The 17,267-nt window shown below is 67.7% G+C and carries 18 protein-coding genes; 14 read left to right on the forward strand and 4 right to left on the reverse strand.

Translation table 11 applies throughout. The annotated features are described in order from the left end of the window. The first annotated feature begins 41 nt into the window (after positions 1–41). Positions 42–461: a DUF7144 family membrane protein gene (locus tag EV645_RS31705; protein ID WP_130447716.1), complete on the forward strand. Its 420-nt coding sequence runs from the start codon at positions 42–44 to the stop codon at positions 459–461. Positions 462–463: 2 nt separating this feature from the next. Here the strand turns inward: EV645_RS31705 and EV645_RS31710 are convergent, their stop codons facing one another. After that, entirely contained in the window at positions 464–1,078 is a 615-nt protein-coding gene (locus EV645_RS31710; RefSeq protein WP_130447717.1) for a hypothetical protein, read from the reverse strand. A gap of 10 nt (positions 1,079–1,088) precedes the next feature. Next, positions 1,089–2,267, reverse strand: a complete 1,179-nt coding sequence (locus tag EV645_RS31715) for an AI-2E family transporter (protein ID WP_130447718.1) — start codon at positions 2,265–2,267, stop codon at positions 1,089–1,091. 211 nt (positions 2,268–2,478) lie between these two features. Here EV645_RS31715 and EV645_RS31720 point away from each other — a divergent pair, with 211 nt between their 5' ends. From EV645_RS31720 to EV645_RS31750, 7 genes are all read left to right on the forward strand, one after another. Then, positions 2,479–2,889, forward strand: coding sequence for a DUF7144 family membrane protein (locus tag EV645_RS31720; protein ID WP_130447719.1), 411 nt, complete (start codon positions 2,479–2,481; stop codon positions 2,887–2,889). A 13-nt stretch (positions 2,890–2,902) separates the two neighbouring features. Continuing rightward, positions 2,903–4,930, forward strand: a complete 2,028-nt coding sequence (locus EV645_RS31725; protein ID WP_130447720.1) for a phage holin family protein — start codon at positions 2,903–2,905, stop codon at positions 4,928–4,930. Between the two features lie 27 nt (positions 4,931–4,957). After that, positions 4,958–6,553, forward strand: coding sequence for a phospholipase D family protein (locus EV645_RS31730; RefSeq protein WP_130447721.1), 1,596 nt, complete (start codon positions 4,958–4,960; stop codon positions 6,551–6,553). Between the two features lies 1 nt (position 6,554). Beyond that, the gene (locus tag EV645_RS31735) at positions 6,555–7,643 is read left to right on the forward strand and encodes a hypothetical protein (protein WP_130447722.1); all 1,089 of its coding nucleotides are present in this window, start codon (positions 6,555–6,557) and stop codon (positions 7,641–7,643) included. Positions 7,644–7,704: 61 nt separating this feature from the next. Beyond that, positions 7,705–8,271: a hypothetical protein gene (locus EV645_RS31740; protein WP_130447723.1), complete on the forward strand. Its 567-nt coding sequence runs from the start codon at positions 7,705–7,707 to the stop codon at positions 8,269–8,271. Beyond that, positions 8,268–8,750 (forward strand): RDD family protein, encoded by a 483-nt coding sequence (locus tag EV645_RS31745; protein ID WP_130447724.1) that lies wholly within the window; start codon positions 8,268–8,270, stop codon positions 8,748–8,750. Before EV645_RS31740 ends, EV645_RS31745 begins: the two co-directional genes overlap by 4 nt. Before the next feature lie 10 nt (positions 8,751–8,760). Next, complete coding sequence (locus EV645_RS31750; protein ID WP_130447725.1) at positions 8,761–9,186, forward strand: DUF7144 family membrane protein; 426 nt, start codon at positions 8,761–8,763, stop codon at positions 9,184–9,186. Positions 9,187–9,205: 19 nt separating this feature from the next. Here the strand turns inward: EV645_RS31750 and EV645_RS31755 are convergent, their stop codons facing one another. Next, on the reverse strand, positions 9,206–11,812 hold the full coding sequence (locus EV645_RS31755; protein ID WP_130447726.1) for a helix-turn-helix transcriptional regulator: 2,607 nt from the start codon (positions 11,810–11,812) through the stop codon (positions 9,206–9,208). A gap of 269 nt (positions 11,813–12,081) precedes the next feature. Between EV645_RS31755 and EV645_RS31760 the strand changes: the two genes are divergently transcribed. The 5 genes from EV645_RS31760 (at position 12,082) to EV645_RS31780 (ending at position 15,039) form a co-directional block, all read left to right on the forward strand. Further along, the gene (locus EV645_RS31760) at positions 12,082–12,348 is read left to right on the forward strand and encodes a hypothetical protein (protein ID WP_130447727.1); all 267 of its coding nucleotides are present in this window, start codon (positions 12,082–12,084) and stop codon (positions 12,346–12,348) included. Beyond that, on the forward strand, positions 12,332–12,586 hold the full coding sequence (locus tag EV645_RS31765; protein ID WP_130447728.1) for a hypothetical protein: 255 nt from the start codon (positions 12,332–12,334) through the stop codon (positions 12,584–12,586). The genes EV645_RS31760 and EV645_RS31765 overlap by 17 nt, the downstream gene beginning before the upstream one ends. A gap of 100 nt (positions 12,587–12,686) precedes the next feature. Then, entirely contained in the window at positions 12,687–13,133 is a 447-nt protein-coding gene (locus EV645_RS31770; protein WP_130447729.1) for a DUF6325 family protein, read from the forward strand. Positions 13,134–13,143: 10 nt separating this feature from the next. Then, positions 13,144–13,506, forward strand: coding sequence for an SHOCT domain-containing protein (locus EV645_RS31775; protein WP_130447730.1), 363 nt, complete (start codon positions 13,144–13,146; stop codon positions 13,504–13,506). Between the two features lie 9 nt (positions 13,507–13,515). Further along, positions 13,516–15,039 carry an MFS transporter gene (locus tag EV645_RS31780; protein WP_198681983.1) on the forward strand — a complete coding sequence of 508 codons (1,524 nt, stop codon included), beginning with the start codon at positions 13,516–13,518 and terminating at the stop codon, positions 15,037–15,039. 34 nt (positions 15,040–15,073) lie between these two features. Here the strand turns inward: EV645_RS31780 and EV645_RS31785 are convergent, their stop codons facing one another. Further along, positions 15,074–15,610, reverse strand: coding sequence for a potassium channel family protein (locus EV645_RS31785; protein WP_130447731.1), 537 nt, complete (start codon positions 15,608–15,610; stop codon positions 15,074–15,076). A 141-nt stretch (positions 15,611–15,751) separates the two neighbouring features. Here EV645_RS31785 and EV645_RS31790 point away from each other — a divergent pair, with 141 nt between their 5' ends. Next, positions 15,752–17,245 carry a DUF2252 domain-containing protein gene (locus EV645_RS31790; protein WP_198681984.1) on the forward strand — a complete coding sequence of 498 codons (1,494 nt, stop codon included), beginning with the start codon at positions 15,752–15,754 and terminating at the stop codon, positions 17,243–17,245. The last annotated feature ends 22 nt before the right edge of the window (positions 17,246–17,267 follow it).

The following is a 17,267-nucleotide window of genomic DNA, read 5'->3' on the forward strand; positions in this document are numbered from 1 at the left end:
ATCGTCGTTCAAGAAGTCAGATGACCAGGAGGGCGAGCAGGATGACGTACAGCGACCTGAACCCCATGGACTCACACAAGAAGGTCCCGAGCGGGGCGGTCGGCGGCATCGCGTTCGCCGGGTTCACCCTGCTCATCATCGGCACGTTCTCCACGGTCGCCGGGCTGGCCGCGATCCTCGACGACGATTATCTGGTCGTCAGCCGGCGCTACGCCTTCGACCTCTCCACTGTCGGGTGGGGCTGGATCCACCTGGTGCTGGGGATCGGCGCCATCCTGGTCGCCGGCGGCGTCTTCACCAGCAAGGCCTGGGCGGGAACAGTCGCGATCGTGATCGCGGGCCTGACCGCGTTGGACTTCTTCTTCTTCATTCCCTACCAACCGGCGTGGTCGCTGGTGGTGATCGGGCTCAGCGTGTGGATCATCTGGTCGATCACCCAGGCTCGCGGGCAAGATATCTGACGTCAGGGTTTGTGCAGACCTGTCAGGTGCCGCCGCGGCCAGCGCGCGTGGCGGCTGAGGGCGCGGACGGAGAACTCGCCCAGCTGGTAGTGCGGGTCGGGCGAGGTGGCGAGCGACTCCGGCGAGCCGAACGCGACATCCTCGATCGTGAGCCGGGATCCTCGGCTGAGCGCATCGTGGTAGCCGACGAGCCGCCCGTCCACACGGATGTACGTCTTGCCGCTGGTGTGCCAGTCGAATCCCAGTTCCGTGAAGCTCGAACTGGGGTTCGGCAGTTGGCCGATGTCGTGCCAGACCCGGTGGACCCGGACGCGGACCAGAGCCTGGAACGTGGTCAACGGTTCGAGACTCAGAACGAACTCGTCGCCGAGGCGAAGGATCCGCACCGACGAGGTGACGGCTCGCCCTGGGTGCCTGAACCGCACCCGGCAGCTGACCCCGATCACGTCGAGCAGGGGAGTTTCCAGCACGTAGTGGAGACTGCGGCCCGGTGCGATCAGGATGATGCCTTCGGACGGGCTCAGCGCGAGCGAGCCCGGCGACAGGCTGCCGGGGAGGCCTTCGAAGGATCGGATGTTGCGATCCTCGAACTCGTGCAGCAGAACTGAGCGCCACATGGCGACCTCCTCATCCGACGTGCCCGGCTTGCTCGGCTTGCTCGGCGGCGACTTCGTCCGGGGGAGGCTCCGCACGCGCTGCCGGCGGGGCCTGTTCCGGGAGTGGGCCGCCGGCGATCAGGCCGGCCAGCCAGTGGGTGGAGGGCGCGGCGTCGAGGAGCAAGGCCTTGACCAGCAGCGACAGTGGAATGGCCAGTACGGCGCCCAGTGGGCCGAGAAGCCAGGCCCAGAAGACCAGCGAGAGGAAGGTCAGGGTTGTGGAGAGCCCGACCGTGTCGCCGACGACCTTCGGCTGGATGATCGACTGGATGATGAAGTTGATGACGCTGTACAGCACGATCACCCATAACAAGGCTCCCCAGCCCTGGTCGAGAAGTGCCAGCAGCGCGGGCGGGATCACCCCGATGAAGAATCCGACGTTCGGTATGTAGTTGGTGATGAGGGCGAGCAGTCCCCACAGCCAGGGCAGCGGGATGTCCAGCAGATAGAGGACCGCGACGTCGAACGCCGCCACGATCACCCCGAAGACGGTGGAGACGATCAGGTACCGCGTCGTACCTCGCGTGAAGCCGGTCAAAGCGGCAATGACGTCCGGCTTGACCTGTGCCGCCTGCCTCAGCCGGCCCGGGAAGTCCACGGCGTCGATGCCCATGAAGAACAGCACGGCGACGATGAAGGCCAGGACGGAGAAGATCCCGAGGAGTCCGCTCAGCCAGCCTTGCAGGATGTCGAAGAACTTGCCGAGGTCGAACTTCTGCAGGACAGCCTCGAGCTGTTCCTGGCCGACGCCGAGGCCGGCCAGCCAGCCGCGGGCATCCGCGACCAACTCGGCGAACTTGTCCTGATACGTGGGCAGCAGGCCCGCCAGTTCGGCGACCGAGAAGGCCAGCATCGCCGCGACTCCGAGCAAGAAGGCGTTCACGACCACGAGTGCGATCAGCCCGGCCAACCACCCCTTGACGCCTCGCCTGAGCAGCAACCGGCGCAGCGGACTCACCGCGATCGTGAGGACGAGCGCGAGGAAGACCGGACCGACGATCTCCGCGAAGCTGCGGATCCCGGCGGCCGTCACGACCGCGCCTGCGGTGCCGAGGAGGACGACAACTCCGCGTGGCAGCGCCCCGGGGGCAGTCGGCGCGTCGGCGGCCGGCATCCTGCCGTCGGGGGAGTCCGTGGAGCCTGCGGACATCGTCGCAACCTCCCTGGTCCGGCCGGCCTGGGCTTCGAAGATCGCTCAGATCGTCCCGGACCGGCATCCCCCACCTGGGATGATCCTTCGCGACTCCACGGACCGCGCCCGGATACCGTCCGCCAAGGGTGACGCCCCAACGGTCGGCGCGGTCCTACTGTCGACGCGCACTCGACGTCCGTCGAGGACTGTGCAGGAGAGGTGGAGACAGATGACCGACGACCGCGCTGTCGAGTCGCAGGCCGACTCGGGCTGGGCGATGAGCGGAGTCGCCTTCGCCGCCACGATGCTGCTGATGATCGGCGGCTTCCAGGTGATCACCGGCCTGGCCGCGATAATCAACGACGATTACTTCGTGCGGGTCAGGGGTTACGCCTTCGATCTGGACATCACCGCCTGGGGATGGATCCACCTGATCCTCGGCCTGGCCCTCATCGTGACCGGGATCGGCTTGTTCTCCCGGGCGGTCTGGGCCGGCGTCATCGCGCTGTTCCTGGTGGTGCTGAGCGCGATCGACAACTTCTTCTTCATTCCCTATCAGCCGTTCTGGTCGCTGCTGCTGATCGCCCTCGACGTGTGGATCATCTGGGCGCTGACGCGTCCGCGCGCCCTCCGTAGGTAACGGCCGCGCCACCGTGTCCACGCCGCTGGTCCGCGCCGGTGATCTCGGCCGGGTCGTTGCGACCTATGTCAGCTCGGTCCTGGCCCTCGCCCTCGCGGGTGCCGTGCTGCCCGGCCTGCGATTCTCGTCGTTCCCGCAGTTGCTCGCCTCGGCGGCGGCGACGTTCCTGGTCGGTGCCCTGGTGCGCCCGTTGCTGGTGGCCGCGAGCGCCGCGATCGGATGGCTCGCGGTACTCCTCGTAGCGGTGCTCGGACAGGCCGTGATCCTCGCGGGGGCGCTCACACTGATCCCGGGGGTCGAGGCGGATTCGTTCTGGGTCGTGCTCGCCGCGGCGTGGATCGCAGCGGCCGTGGCGACGATCGTGGCGTGGCTGTGCACCTCTGGTACGTCGGAAGCCTTCACCGCGGCCCTCGTACGCCGGACCAGGCGGCGGCAGAAGCCTGTCGAGGATCCCGAGGCTCCCGGCGTCATCTTCGTCCAGCTCGACGGCGTGCCCTTCCCGGTACTGCGCTGGAAACTTCTCGCTGCCAGCCTGCCCACGATGGGGCGCTGGATCCGCGACGGTGGCTATCGGCTGGTGGAGTGGACCCCGGTGCTGCCACCCACCACGCCCGCCAGTCAGTTGGGGATCCTGCACGGCCGCATCGACGGCGTACCCGCCTTCCGTTGGTACGACCGGGCCCTGGGGCGCGTACTGGTCGCCAATCGGACCGCTGATGCGGCGGAGATCGAGCGCCGGGCCTCCGACGGCCGCGGTCTGCTGGCCGATGGCGGCGTGAGCATCTCCAACCTCTTCAGCGGCGACGCCGAGCGGTCGGTGCTGACCATGAGCAAGATCGAGCTCGCCCGCGGTTCGGCCGACACGCGTCGCCGTGCTGCCTGGTATCTCGCCCGGCCGGACGGTTTCGCCGGCAGCCTGTCCGGGGCGGTCGCGGAGATTGCGCGGGAGCGGTTCGAGTCGCGTCGGCAACGCCGCCTCGATGTTCGCCCGAGAGGAGAGCGCGGCTGGCTGTTCGCCGGCATGCGCGCGGTGACGAACGTCGTACTGCGCGACCTCAACACCGCGCTGGTGGCCGAGGAGATGATGCATGGCACGCGGGTTGTGTATGTCGACTATGTCGACTATGACGAGGTGGCCCATCACGCCGGCGCTTTGCGGCCGGAGTCGCTGGGTACGCTGGATCGGCTCGATCGTGTTCTGGCCTGTTTGGAGGCCGTCGCCGCGGCGGCGCCGCGGCCGTACCGCCTCGTCATCCTGTCCGACCACGGTCAGTCCCAGGGAACGATCTTCGCCGATCGGCACGGGATCGACCTGGCTGCGGTCTGCTCGCAGTTGACCGCCGCACGGGTCGAAACGGTCGAGCAGTCGGTCGAGGGCTGGGGCCGCCTGAACGGCCTTCTGGCGGATCTGTCCGGCGGCGGCTCCGGCACCGGACGGGTGGCCCATCATGCGGCGCTGCGGGTGCAGCACCGTGCCGCACCGCCGGCGGTCACCACGAGTTCGGAGCTGGTCGTCCTCGGGTCGGGAAACCTCGGCCTGGTGTACGCCGCCGAGGAGCGCCGGCTGACGATGGAGGAGATCACCGGTCGCTGGCCGGCTCTCATCCCCGGGCTCGTGGACCACGACGGGATCGGCTTCATCGCGGTGCTGAGCACCGAGCATGGGCCGCTGGCACTCGGGCCGTCGGGTGTACACCGGCTGTCCGACGCGAAGGTGACCGGCGTCGACCCGCTCGAGCCGTTCGGGCCGCATGCCTCCGCAGACCTGCTGCGAGCGGTATCGATGCCCGAGGCACCTGACCTGTATGTGAACAGCTCTGTCGACCAGGACACCGGCGAGGTTTCCGCGTTCGAGGGTCTGGTCGGCTCTCACGGCGGACTCGGCGGGTGGCAGGGACGGGCGCTGCTCCTGGCTCCACCGGACCTGGTGATACCCGACCGGCCGATCCGCGGCGCGGACGAGCTCCACCGCGTGCTCGTCGGGTATCTCGAACAGCTCGGTCAGCGCAGCGGGCTCTCCCGCGATACCGCGGACGTCTGAGCGCCCACGCGACCGAGGGAGGTCACGATGATCGACGACACTGCCGGGCAATGGTTCCTCCGACCGGACGAGCGCGGCAATCCCGGAACCGACATCGACCGGGTGGGAGACGTGGACGGGTCCTGGGTCGACGGCAACCTGGTCCGTCCGCTGATCCACGGGGCGACCTACTTCCGTCGGTTGTACGAAGAACTGTGCGCGCTGCGGGCCGGTGACCGGGTCTATTTCACCGACTGGCGTGGCGACTCGGACGAGAAGTTGCTGCCCGACGGTCCGACGATCGGAACCGTGCTGGCTGATCTGGCCCGATCGGGAGTCGAGGTCAGGGGTCTGCTCTGGCGATCGCACTCGGATCACCTGCGATTCAACGCACGGGAGAACCAGCGGCTGGGGACGAAGCTCAACGAGGCCGGCGCCGAGGTGCTGCTCGACCAGCGGGTCCGGCATCTGTCCTCGCACCACCAGAAGCTGTTCGTGATCCGGCACAAGGGTCGCGCAGACCTGGGTGTCGCGTTCGTCGGCGGCATCGATCTGTCCCACCAGCGTCGTGACGACGGCGAGCATCTGGGCGATCCGCAACAGGCGCCGATGGATCGCAGGTACGGCGACCGCACGCCCTGGCACGACGCGGCGCTGGAGATCCGGGGACCGGTCGTCGGCGATCTGCTCCGCACCTTCGTCGAGCGCTGGGACGACGGTCATCCGCTCGACCGGCGGACGCCGTACCGGATGATCGTGCAACGACTCGCGCGGATGCCGCGCCATCCGAAGTCACTGCCGGAGGAGTTCCCCGATCCGCCGCCGGCCGGGCCGCACGCCGTACAGGTCCTGCGAACGTATGCCCGCAAACGTCCCGGCTATCCGTTCGCGCCGCAGGGGGAGCGGAGCATCGCCCGGGCCTACGGCAAGGCATTCGCCAGGGCCCGGAAATTGATCTACCTGGAGGACCAGTACCTGTGGTCCGAGCTGATCGCGGAAGGGATCCGCGATGCTCTCGAGCGGTCGCCCGGCCTCCGCGTGATCATCGTCGTACCGCGGTACCCGGATGCCGACGGCCCCGTGAGCGGCCCCCCGGAACGCTTCGGTCAGTTGCGCGCCGTGCGGCTGCTGCGCGAGGCTGCGCCTGCCCGGGTCGGCATCTACAACCTCGAGAACGCCGCGGGGGCGCCGATCTACGTGCACGCGAAGATCTGCATCGTGGACGACGTGTGGTTCACCTGCGGCTCGGACAACTTCAACCGTCGTTCCTGGACCAGTGACAGCGAACTCACCTGCGCGGTTCTGGACGCGACCCCCGACGACCGGGATCTAGTTGCTGAGGGCACCCGTCGGCTCGCCCGCGACCTGCGGCTCGAGGTGTGGTCGGAGCATCTCGGGTGGCCGCGGTCCAGTCTGGCGCAGCTCGACCTGTTGACAGGGTTCGAGCTGTGGCAGCGCACCGCCGCGGATCTGGAGTCCTGGTATGCCGGTGGCAGGAAGGGCCCCCGTCCGTCCGGAAGCATCCGCCCGCACGAGACGCAACACGTGACCCGGTTCCAGGCGCTCTGGGCCGAACCGTTGTACCGGCTGATCTACGATCCCGACGGCCGCCCCCGCCGGATGCGCCGGAGTGGGGAGTTCTGACATGAGTGTCGAGGTCGTGTTCTGGTGTGTGGTTCTCGCGCGCTTCGCGCTGCCGCTGCTGATCCCGGTGTTCCCGTTGCCGGCGATCATCGCCTGTCCCCTGCTCGACGGCGTCGACCAGACGATCTTCCAGACCTTCGGGTACGACCCGCCGAATTACCAGAGCTACGACAAGGCGATGGACGTCTTCTACCTTTCCATCGCCTATCTGGCGACGCTGCGGAACTGGACCAATCACGGCGCGGTCCGGATCGGCCGCTTCCTGTTCTTCTTCCGGCAGGTCGGCGTCGTGGCGTTCGAGTTGAGCGGCGCCCGGCTGCTGCTCTTGTTGTTCCCGAACACGTTCGAGTACTTCTTCATCGCCTACGAAGGGGTGCGCACCCGACGGAACCCGCTGCGCTACGCGTTCCGGTTCTGGGTACTCGTCGCCGCCGCGATCTGGATCTTCGTCAAGCTGCCGCAGGAGTACTGGATCCACATCGCCCAGCTGGACCTCACCGACACGATCCGGGATGTTCCGTGGTTCCTCCCGGCGCTCGTCGTCGCCGTCCTCGTTCTGCTCGCGGTCGTGTACTTCGTCATCCGTCCGCGGCTGAGTCCGGCCGACTGGACCTGGCGGTTCCGCGCCGACCCGCTACCTGAGGGAATCGACGACGCCCGCCAGCGCGCCGCCTACCAAGCCGCGCACCGGAAAGTCCTCGATACGACAACGTTGGAGAAGACCTTCCTGATCGGCCTGATCAGCGTGATCTACGGCGAGGTGCTGCCAGGCGTCGAGTCGAACAACCTCCAACTGTTCCTCGGCATCGCGGTCTTCCTCGTGATCAACGCCGCGCTCGGCCTGTGGGCCGCGAAGCGCGGCTATTCGTGGAACTCGGTTGTGGTCTCGTTCGGGATCGTCTTCGCGACGAACGTCGTACTCGTGGTGCTGGCCGACGTACTGCTGTCCCGTGGACCAGGCCGGCTGCACCTGACGGACGCGTTGTTCTTCGTGCTCCTGTTCAGCGTCCTCACCACCCTCTACGATCGCTACCGCCCAATCGCCGACTATCGCGTCGCCGCCTCGGCCCGGAGCGAAGCCGAGCGTTGATCAGGCGGTTTACCCCACCACGGATGAGGTGGCGCCCGGCGTCGCGACGGAGCATGGTCGCGTGGGTACTTCAGAGCAGTCCGAGAACCCGCCTGACGCGCCTCCGGCGAGCCAGGACGTGATCATCGTGCTCGACGCGGCGGTCGGAGCCGCCACGCTGGCGGCGGCCGCCGCCCAGTCGATCGGACGCCGGGTCGGGGGACTTCTCAGCCCGGTCGGACGGCGGGTCGGGGGAGTTGTCAGCCCGGTCGCCGTCGTGATCCTGCGACCGCCCATGCTGGCCGAGCGGTACCAGGCAGCCACCTTGCTGGAAGGTCTGGCCAGGCGCGGTGGCCAAGGACGTACGGAGCTTGGACGCCAACTGTCCGTCGTACTGGACCGGATGGTTCCCGCGGTGGCGGCAGAGGTGCTGGCCCGGATCGACATGGCCGGGCTGGCGGAGGGGGTCATCGCGGAGGTCGATCTCGCCGAGATGATCCGGCAGTCCACCGGATCTGTTGCCTCCGACACTGTCCGCGGCGTGCGCCTGCAAGGCATCTCCGGCGATGAGGCGGTGGGCCGGGTGGTGGCGCGGCTGAGGCTGCGGCGCACCCGGGCCGAACCCGAGATGACGCCCCAGCAACCATGAGAACGGACGGGCCGGTGTCGATCGTCCCGCGGGAGGCGCTGCAGTACCAGGGACGGCGAGCAGGACTCGTGACCCGATCGGTCGCCGGTGTCATCGACGGAATCGTCGTGGTGGTAGCGGTGCTGGCCGGCTATGTGGGCGTCAACGGGCTGAGGTTCCTGGTCCGTCCGCGGGGTTTCCAGTTCAGTGAGGCATCGCCGCTGCCGGCCGTGACGACCGTACTGCTGGTTCTGGTCGGCTACCTCTTCGTCGCCTGGTCGATCACCGGACGGACCTACGGCTGCCACGTGATGGGCCTGCGGGTCGTCGGTCGTGGTGGTGAACGGACAGGTCCCCTTGTTGCGCTGCTGCGGGCCCTGTTCTGTGTGTTGTTCCCGCTCGGACTGCTGTTGTGTGCCGGCGGCCGCCAGCACTCTCTGCAGGACGTCGTCCTGCGTACGTCGGTCATCTACGACTGGCGACCCGGACCGCCACGATGAGGAGTTGACCATGTCGGACATCGACAGGCGCGTCGCGGCGCCGCACGGGGGCTGGGTGGGCCCGATCGTCTTCGCCGCCGTAGTGATGATGGTCATCGGTACCATGCACGGATTCGAGGGGATCGTCGCTTTGCTGAACGACGACTACTACGCGGTGCCGAAGAGCGGTCTGGCCATCCATGTCGACTACACCGCCTGGGGCTGGACACATCTGATCGTCGGCACTGCCGTCCTGGTGGCCGGATTCGGTGTCCTGCTCGGTCAGGTGTGGGCGCGGGCCGTCGGGGTGGTCATCGCCGTCGTGAGCATTCTGACGAATATGGCCTTCCTCTCCGCGTCTCCCGGCTGGACCACGATCATGGTCGCTCTCGACGTCCTGGTGATCTGGGCGCTCACCTTCCACGGTCGTGACGTCCGGCCGAAGCACGGCGCCTGACCGGTTGCGGGCGGGTGGGCTAGGCCTCAGGGCGCGAGGGCAGCAGCCCCAACTCCCAGGCCCGCCGTACGGCCTCGTTGCGGCGTGATGCGCTCAGCTTGCGCAGAATGCTCCGGACATGGCTCCGAACCGTGTTGACGGAGACGTACATCGTCTCGGCGATCTCCTCGGTCGTCAGCAACTCGGCGAGGTACTCGAGCACCTCGTGCTCCTTGCTTGTCAACGCTGCGGTGATGACCAACTCACGTGGTGTCACTCCCCAGCGACTGGCGGTCCGGTCGCGACCGCGAAGACCCGGCGTGCGCAGCCACGGGTGATGTGTCATCAGGTCACCGCTGGGCCGCAGCAGCGGTCGCAGCGCCGGCGGCGCCTCCGCGAACGGACGGCGGAGCTGCTCGGGTGCAGCCAGTCTGAGCGCCCGTTCCAGGCAGAGCCCGCTACGACCGGTGTCTCCGGTCCTGATCGATTCCGCGGCTTGGACGAGCCAGCCGTCGACCTGGATCTCGAGTGCGACGCCGCGATCCGTGGCCGGGAGCGGTTGAGGGGACGGGGGGTCGCCGGCCTCGGCAGCTGCTCGCTGCAGCACCAGACGCGATCCGACGTTGTCACGACCCGCGGACTGCTCGATCGTCGTGATGGCCTCGCGTGGCCGGTGTTGTGCCACGAGCGTCTTCGCCTCGTCGATGGTCAGGGCCTCCCCGAGCCAGCCACCCTGCGCGCCATAGGAGTCGCGCGCCGCCCGGAGCTCCGCGGCGGCACGATCGATCTTGCCGGTCGCCCGCAGCAGCCTGGCCCTGACCAGGGCGAGAGCGGCCGCGAGAACCCGGGTGTCATGGGTGGGTGCGGCTTCCTCGGCACGCTGCACCATTTCTTCGGCGCTGGGTAGCTCGCTCCGATCGGTGTGCACCCAGGCCCCCGCCACGATCGCGGACTGCGGCAGTTGCGCCCCCGACTCTGCCACCGAGGTCGCGTGCGCGACGACTTCCCCGGCTCGCCGCAGATGTCCCCAGGCCGCTTCCACCAGCGCGGCCATGCCGAGGAAGTCGACGAGGGCATCCTGGGCGCCGTTCTCCTCCGCGAGCGCGATCCCCTCGGTGAAGGCTCCCAGGGCGGCCGGGAAGTCTCCGCGCTGGAGCAGCACGCGGCCCTTGCTGCCGGCAACCAGCAGTCTCGGCTCCGGATGCGCAACGGCTGACTCCGGCGACGTCGCTCTCAGGTCGGCCTCGGCGATCAGGACCGGGACCAGCCCGCTCTCGGGATTCTCGCTGAGGCTTGCGCAGACCGCTTGCAGCACCCTGATGGCCGACTCGGCCGGCTGTCGTCGAGCGGACGTCTGACGGTCCAGGCGGACCGCGGCCTTGCCGAGTTGCGACGTACAGCGGTCGACATCGAACTCGGCCAGCGCGCGGGCGGCGTTGATGATCGCGGCCTCCGAACCGTCCAGATCATCGGGGAAGCCGGCGAACAACGTTGTCAGCTGTTGCCGTCGGCGCCCGACGAGGAGACCGGCGACCTCGAAATCCTCCACCAGGTACCGGGCTGCGTGCTGCCAGTCACCGGCCGCGACAGCGTGGTGGATCGCATGCAACGGCTGACCGTTCTGGGCGAACCAGGCCGCGGCATCGCGGTGGAGTGCAGGGACGAGGGTCGGCGATTCGAACATCAGCTGCGCGCGAAGGAACTCGCGGAACAACGCCTGGTAGCTATAGCAGTCTGCTGTTCCCGGAACAGGCTGGATGAACGAGTTGCCGTGCGAGAGGAACTGCAACGACCGACCGGCAGAAGCCTGGCCGGTCAGGAGTGCGGCCAACTCCGGCCGGACCTCGTCGACGATGCAGGTCCGGAGCAGGAACTCGCGCATCTCCGGCGGCTGGGCATCGAGTACCTCGGTCATCAGGTACGCCGCCAGGTTCCCGGAGTCGCCGCGGAAGTCCCGAATGACCTGGTCCGCGTCGGCCTTCCCGGTCAGGTTCATGGCCGCGAACATCAGGGCGGCCGGCCAGCCGTCGGTGCGGGCCTGGAGTTCGGCGACCTCCGAGATCGTCAACTCGAGTTTGTGCTCGCGCATCAGTGCTGTGGTTTCGTCGATCGTGAAGGCCAGGTCCGCGGCCCGGATCTCGGCGATCGTGCCTGCCAGCCGATAGAGGTGCAACGGGAGCGGCGGGTCGGACCGGGTCGCCAGCACGATCCGGACGCGTCCGGCATTGCCGCGGATCAGGCGCTGCAGACTGCGTCCGAACTTGGGCGTCACCGTGAGGTCGCCACAGTCCACCAAGAGCACCTGCACGTTGCGATCGCGGCGGGACAGACCCTCCCGCACTGACTCCACCATTGCCGGCGGGTCTTCGCTGGCGGCATCCAAGGCGATTCGTCTGACGACGGCCGGACCCTGGTACTGCCCTGCCCATGACTTCAGCAGCATCGTCTTGCCGAAGCCTGCCGGCGCACAGACCAGCGTGAGCGGCCGCTGAACCCCCAGGCTCATGCGGTCGACAAGGCGTTGCCGCGGTACTGTCCCCGGTGGGATCACCGAGGTCTTGGTCCGGGACCTCAGGTGACCGTAGAACGGTGCATCCGGTGACGTACTGCGCTGGTTTTCCACCCCTACGTACTGATCGCTCGGCATCTCCCCTCCTCGCGACGGCGTGCGACATCACAAAACGCTGGGGAGGCGGTGCGCGATGAATCGCACCCTTTGAAGAAATCACGGAATACCCTGTAAAACCAGCGTTTCTCGTCCGATTGCCGGACGTTCTGAGACTCGGCAGTATCGGCTCGAGCAGGCGGACCGAACCTGCATCCGGTTCGGCGCGGCAGTTCACCCCACAGGGATGAAGCCGCGGCACGTCACCTTTGCGAGCGTCGAACGCACACGTTCGGAACGGAGTGGGTTCGATGGTCGACGCGACGTACGAGATCCGCGTTGCGGGCGCCGTACCTGAAGAGGACCTCCGGGACATGGAGGCTGTGACATTGGCAGTCGACCAGGTCAGCACCGTCGTGTACAGCATCCCCGACGAGTCGGCCCTCTATGGTCTGCTGGCCAGACTGCGGGCCCTGGGCATCGAGGTCGTCGAGGTCCACCGGATCCTGGGCACTGCCCCGGCATCGACAGAGCGGATCGACATCGATCCGGATGGGGAAGATGATGGCAGCGCATGAGTGCCGCGGCTCGTCGTACCAGGTTGCCGTGCAGGGGGAGCTGAAACCTCCCGTTCTCGTCTTCTGCGCGGGCCCGCTGGCTCATCACAAGACGTCCGGAGTCTTTCGGCTGCAGGTCCACGACGAGCAGGGAATCGCCGACCTGGTCGCGATGCTCCAGACCGCGGGCCTGATGATCCTGAGTATCCGGCAGCTCACGCCGCACCCGGTTGCGGCCTCCGCGAGCCTGCCCTCCTGAGCTCATCCCGCGTGGGTGATGACGCCGCCGGCAGCGCGAGGCACTGTGGCGATGAACAGGACGCAGAGTCGCCGACATCCGTGTGGAGGGGTGGACAGTCATGCCAGACACAGAGGTTCATGGCCCCATCGACTATGTACTTCTCGAGTTCACCGGCAACAAGTTGACCGGTAGAACGGCCGAGGAACTGGTGAACCTCGTCGAGCGCGGCATCGTCAACGTGTACGACGTGATGGTGGTCGGCAAGGATGTCAACGACTCCATCTACATGGTCGACCTGGCCGAGTCGTCAGGTGAGGGCGGCGGCTTCGCCGCGCTCAACGGTGCCCGGACGGGAATCCTGGACGAAGACGACCTCCGTGAGGTGGCCGGCGCGATGCAACCCGGCACTCTGGCGGCGCTGATCGTCTACGAGAACACCTGGGCGATCCCGTTCGTCGCGGCGGCCTTGGAGTCGGGCGGCCAGATGATCGCCGGCGGACGTATTCCGGCCCAGGACGTGATGGACGTACTCGACGCCATGGAAGCCCTGGAATCGACGAGTTGAGGAGCCTGACATGCCACTGTTGCGAGGATTAGCGAAGACCGCGGCTGTCGCGGGCACCGCGTCGGCTGTCGCGGGCCGGGTGCGGCGGCGGCAGGACGCCAAGTTCGCCAAGCAGGACGCTGCGGCGGCACCAGAGCCGGCACCCGCCGCACCTGCGCCCGCGCCGGCACCCACCTACGCTGCGCCCGCCCCGGCACCCACCTACGCGGCACCGGCATCGGCACCCACCTACGCGGCACCGGCATCGGCACCGGCCCCGCCGACCACGGCCGACCGTTTGGAGCAGCTCAAGTCGTTGGGCGAACTCAAGGATGCGGGCGTTCTCACCGAGGCGGAGTTCCAGGCACAGAAGGCCAAGATCCTCGCGGGCTGAGATGTTGTCATGACCGAAGAGACACGGAACGTTCCGGCGGGGACGGCAGCCAGCCCAAGGCTCGCCGTCCTCTTGGCGATGGCGATGTTCGTGCTCGTCGTGGACACCTCGCTGATGAACGTGTCCATCTCCTCGGTGGTGAAGGACCTCGACACGACGGTGAGCGGTGTCCAGTCCGCCATCGCGCTCGAGGCGCTGGTGTCCGCGGCCTTCATCCTGATCGGGAGCAAGGTCGGTGATCTGATCGGGCGTAAGCGCGCCTACCTGCTGGGCCTGTTCGGCTACGCGATCGGCGCTCTGGCGATGGCCCTGGCTCAGAGCCTGACCGCGATCATCGTGTTCTGGGCCCTGGTCGGTGGCCTCGGGGCGTCACTCCTGCTGCCCGCCATGCAGTCCCTGATCCACGGCAACTTCGAAGGCGCGGCCCAGGTGAAGGCCTATGCCATGGTTGGAGCTGCCGCTGCTCTGGCTGCCGCCGTCGGACCGCTGCTCGGAGGCTTCATCACCACCTACCTGTCGTGGCGGATAGCGTTCTTGCTCGAGGTTCTGGTGATCGGCATCGTTGTCAGCGGCCAGCATCTCGTTCACGACGTGCCGTACACCGGATCCCGGCGAGTGGACGTGGTCGGTGCCATCCTGTCGGTGCTGGGCATGGGCGGCATCGTGCTGAGCGTGCTGGTGTGGCAGGAAGGCGGGGAGTTCGTCGGTCTGATCATGGCCACGGGCGCGATCGCTCTCACGGCGCTCGTCTACTGGCTGGTACGACGCAAGCGGCAGGGCAAGCCGACGCTCCTCGACCCGGGCCTGTTCAGTTCGGCTGTCTACCGACTCGGTATCTCCGGGCAGATGCTTCAGCAGATCGCTCTGGGCGGCACGATGATCGTGCTGCCGATCTATCTGCAGATGGTCCTCGAGTACAACGCGATGCAGGCGGGCCTGTCGCTCGCTCCGCTCTCGCTCAGCATGTTCGGGACGGCGATCCTGGCCGAGAAGAAGGCGGGCGGGCGACGCCCGAGCAGCATCATCAGGTGGGGATTCACGTCCTTGACCGTAGGCCTGCTGCTGCTGCTCCCGATCGTGCCCCGGGCGGACTCCGGCTGGATCCTGATCGGTCCGCTGATCATTGCCGGCGTGGGGCTGGGGCTGCTGGTGTCGCAGCTCAACAACTACACGCTGGGGCCGATCTCGGAAGAGCGGGTCAGCGAGGCGGCGGGCGTCAACTCGGCCGCGGGATCGTTCGGACTCTCGTTCGGGCTGGCATTCGCCGGTGCCATCATGCTGGCCACGCTGTCGTTCACCTTCACGAACCTGGCGGACTCGAGCACGGTCCTCCCGCCGGCGCAGCAGGAGCAGGTCGCCCAGGCGCTGGACAGCGATGCGGAGGTGATGACCAACACCGAGCTCGAGAAGGTGCTCGCCAAGCAACCGCAGACGATCCGGGACGAGATCATCCGCATCAATACCGACGCAAGGCCGATCGCCCTTCAAGTGGCACTGGGGATTCCGATTCTCGCCGGTCTTGCCGGGTGGTGAACTCCTTCCGCATGGTGCGTCGGCAGGACCCGGCTCACTCGCGATGACGGAGACTGCGCTGCACGGCACCGAGGAGTGTGCGAGCGACAAGACCGACGATGATGAGATCACCGAGCATCTGCAGGGTGGCAACCACGCGGGCGGATTGTGACACGGCCACGATGTCGCCGAAGCCGACCGTCGCGAAGACGGTCACGGTGAAGTACGCCGCATCGAGCCGGGTCAGCGGCTCGGAGAAGTTCGAAGGCTGAGCACGTCCCATCAGGAAGTAGGTGGACGCGAACACCGCGAGGAACAGGGGCACCGACGTCGCCATCGCCCCGACGGCTCTGAGCCGGGGATAGGGCGAGCGGGCGATCTCACGGATCTGCCATGCCAGCAGGATTCCCACCAAGGTCAGCCCGCCGACCAGGCCCAGTACGGCCACCGAGCCGTCCAGGCGCAGAGGCAGGAGGAAATAGCCCGCACAGATGACCGACGACACCAGCAGAGAACGCAGCAGCGACGCCACCGCGACGCGGCGGCGGGCCCTCGGAGGGAGCTGGGCGTAACCGGCCTCGCTGTCTCTCACAACGTCAGTGAAGCCCGAACCGGCCTCGGCCGGTTCATCCGGCCGGGGTGATGCTCGCCAAGCGACCTCCGGTGTTGGCTGGCCCGTGGGGGATCAGAGTCTGCTGACCTGGCGTGACCATGTCCGGAGGGGAAGAGCAGCATGAGCGCACGGATCACGATGGTGGACGCAGGGAAGGCCTCACCCGCACCGAGATCGGCTCGCGCCGACGGACGACCGGCGTACGCGTCCCGTCGCCTCGCTCCGGCCGACCGGGCCCGCCTCGGACTCGCAGCGCGGGCGGCGCTGCCGCCGCGCGAGCAGGCGGAGCTGGTCCTACCCTCGAACCGTCCGGATCCGGTCACGTTGCTCGAGCAGCAGGCCCGGTCCCGCATCGCCGAACTCGTGCCGGTGCGGCACGGCCGGATGATGATGTCGCCGCTCGCCTTCTTCCGGGGCAACGCCCTCGGGATGGCCACCGACCTCGGCGCGGCACCGGTATCGGGTCTCGGCGCCCAACTGTGCGGTGACGCCCACCTGTCGAACTTCGGGGTGTCCGGATCTCCCGAACGGCGAGTGCTCTTCGACATCAACGACTTCGACGAGACCATCGCCGGTCCGTGGGAGTGGGACGTCAAACGTCTCGCCGCGAGCCTGGCGGTGGCCGGCCGGGGTAACGGGTTCTCGCGGAAGGAACGCCGCAAGTGCGTCCTGGAGAGCATCCGGCGCTATCGCGACGCCAGTGCCGAGTTCGGAACCATGCGAGCCCTGGACGTCTGGTACGCCCGTGCGGACATCGATGAGGTCGAGGCGGCGCTGCGCAGCAAGATGTCCTCGAGTCGGCGCATCAATGTCGACGAGACCTTGCTGAAGGCACGCGGTAGCGGAAGGCTCAAGGCGTCCGCGAAGCTCACCGAGATGACCGATGACGGCGTCCGGCTCAAGGCAGACCCGCCGTTGATGGTTCCGATCGCCGAATGCCTGCCCGACACCGACCGGGAACAGCTTGAGAACGGGATCAAGGAGCTGCTGGCCCTCTACCGCCGGTCGTTGCCGCCCGAGCGACGGGACCTGTTCGACCAGTTCGAGTTCGTCGACCTGGCTCGCAAGGTGGTCGGGGTGGGCAGTGTCGGCACGCGGTGCTGGATCGTCCTGCTGCGCGGCAGGGACGACGGTGATCCGCTTCTCCTCCAGGTCAAGGAGGCCGAGCCCTCGGTGCTGAAGACGATGGTGCCCACCGTGCTCCGGCAGCGGTCTGCTCCCCGCAACGAGGGCGAGCGCGTCGTGGTGGGGCAAGGTCTCATGCAGGCAGCCAGTGACATCTTCCTCGGCTGGCAGCGGGTCGCAGGGATCGACGGACAGACCCGGGACTTCTACATCCGGCAGTTGCGGGACATGAGGGCCTCGGCCGCGGTGGAGAAGATGGACCCGCGCAGCATGACGATGTACGGCCAGCTGTGCAGCTGGACGCTGGCCAGGGCGCACGCGCGATCCGGTGACCGGATCGCGCTGGCGACGTACCTGAACAGCGACGATGCCTTCCCCGAGGCGATGGCCGAGTACGCCGAGGCGTACGCCGACCAGAACGAGCGCGATTACCGGGTGTTCATGGACGCCATCAAGAGCGGCCGCCTGGACGCCGAGAGCGGACTGTAGCTCGGACCTGCCTGCTCGCCCG

Origin of the sequence: Kribbella rubisoli (assembly GCF_004217145.1) — a bacterium.
Classification (GTDB): domain Bacteria; phylum Actinomycetota; class Actinomycetes; order Propionibacteriales; family Kribbellaceae; genus Kribbella; species Kribbella rubisoli.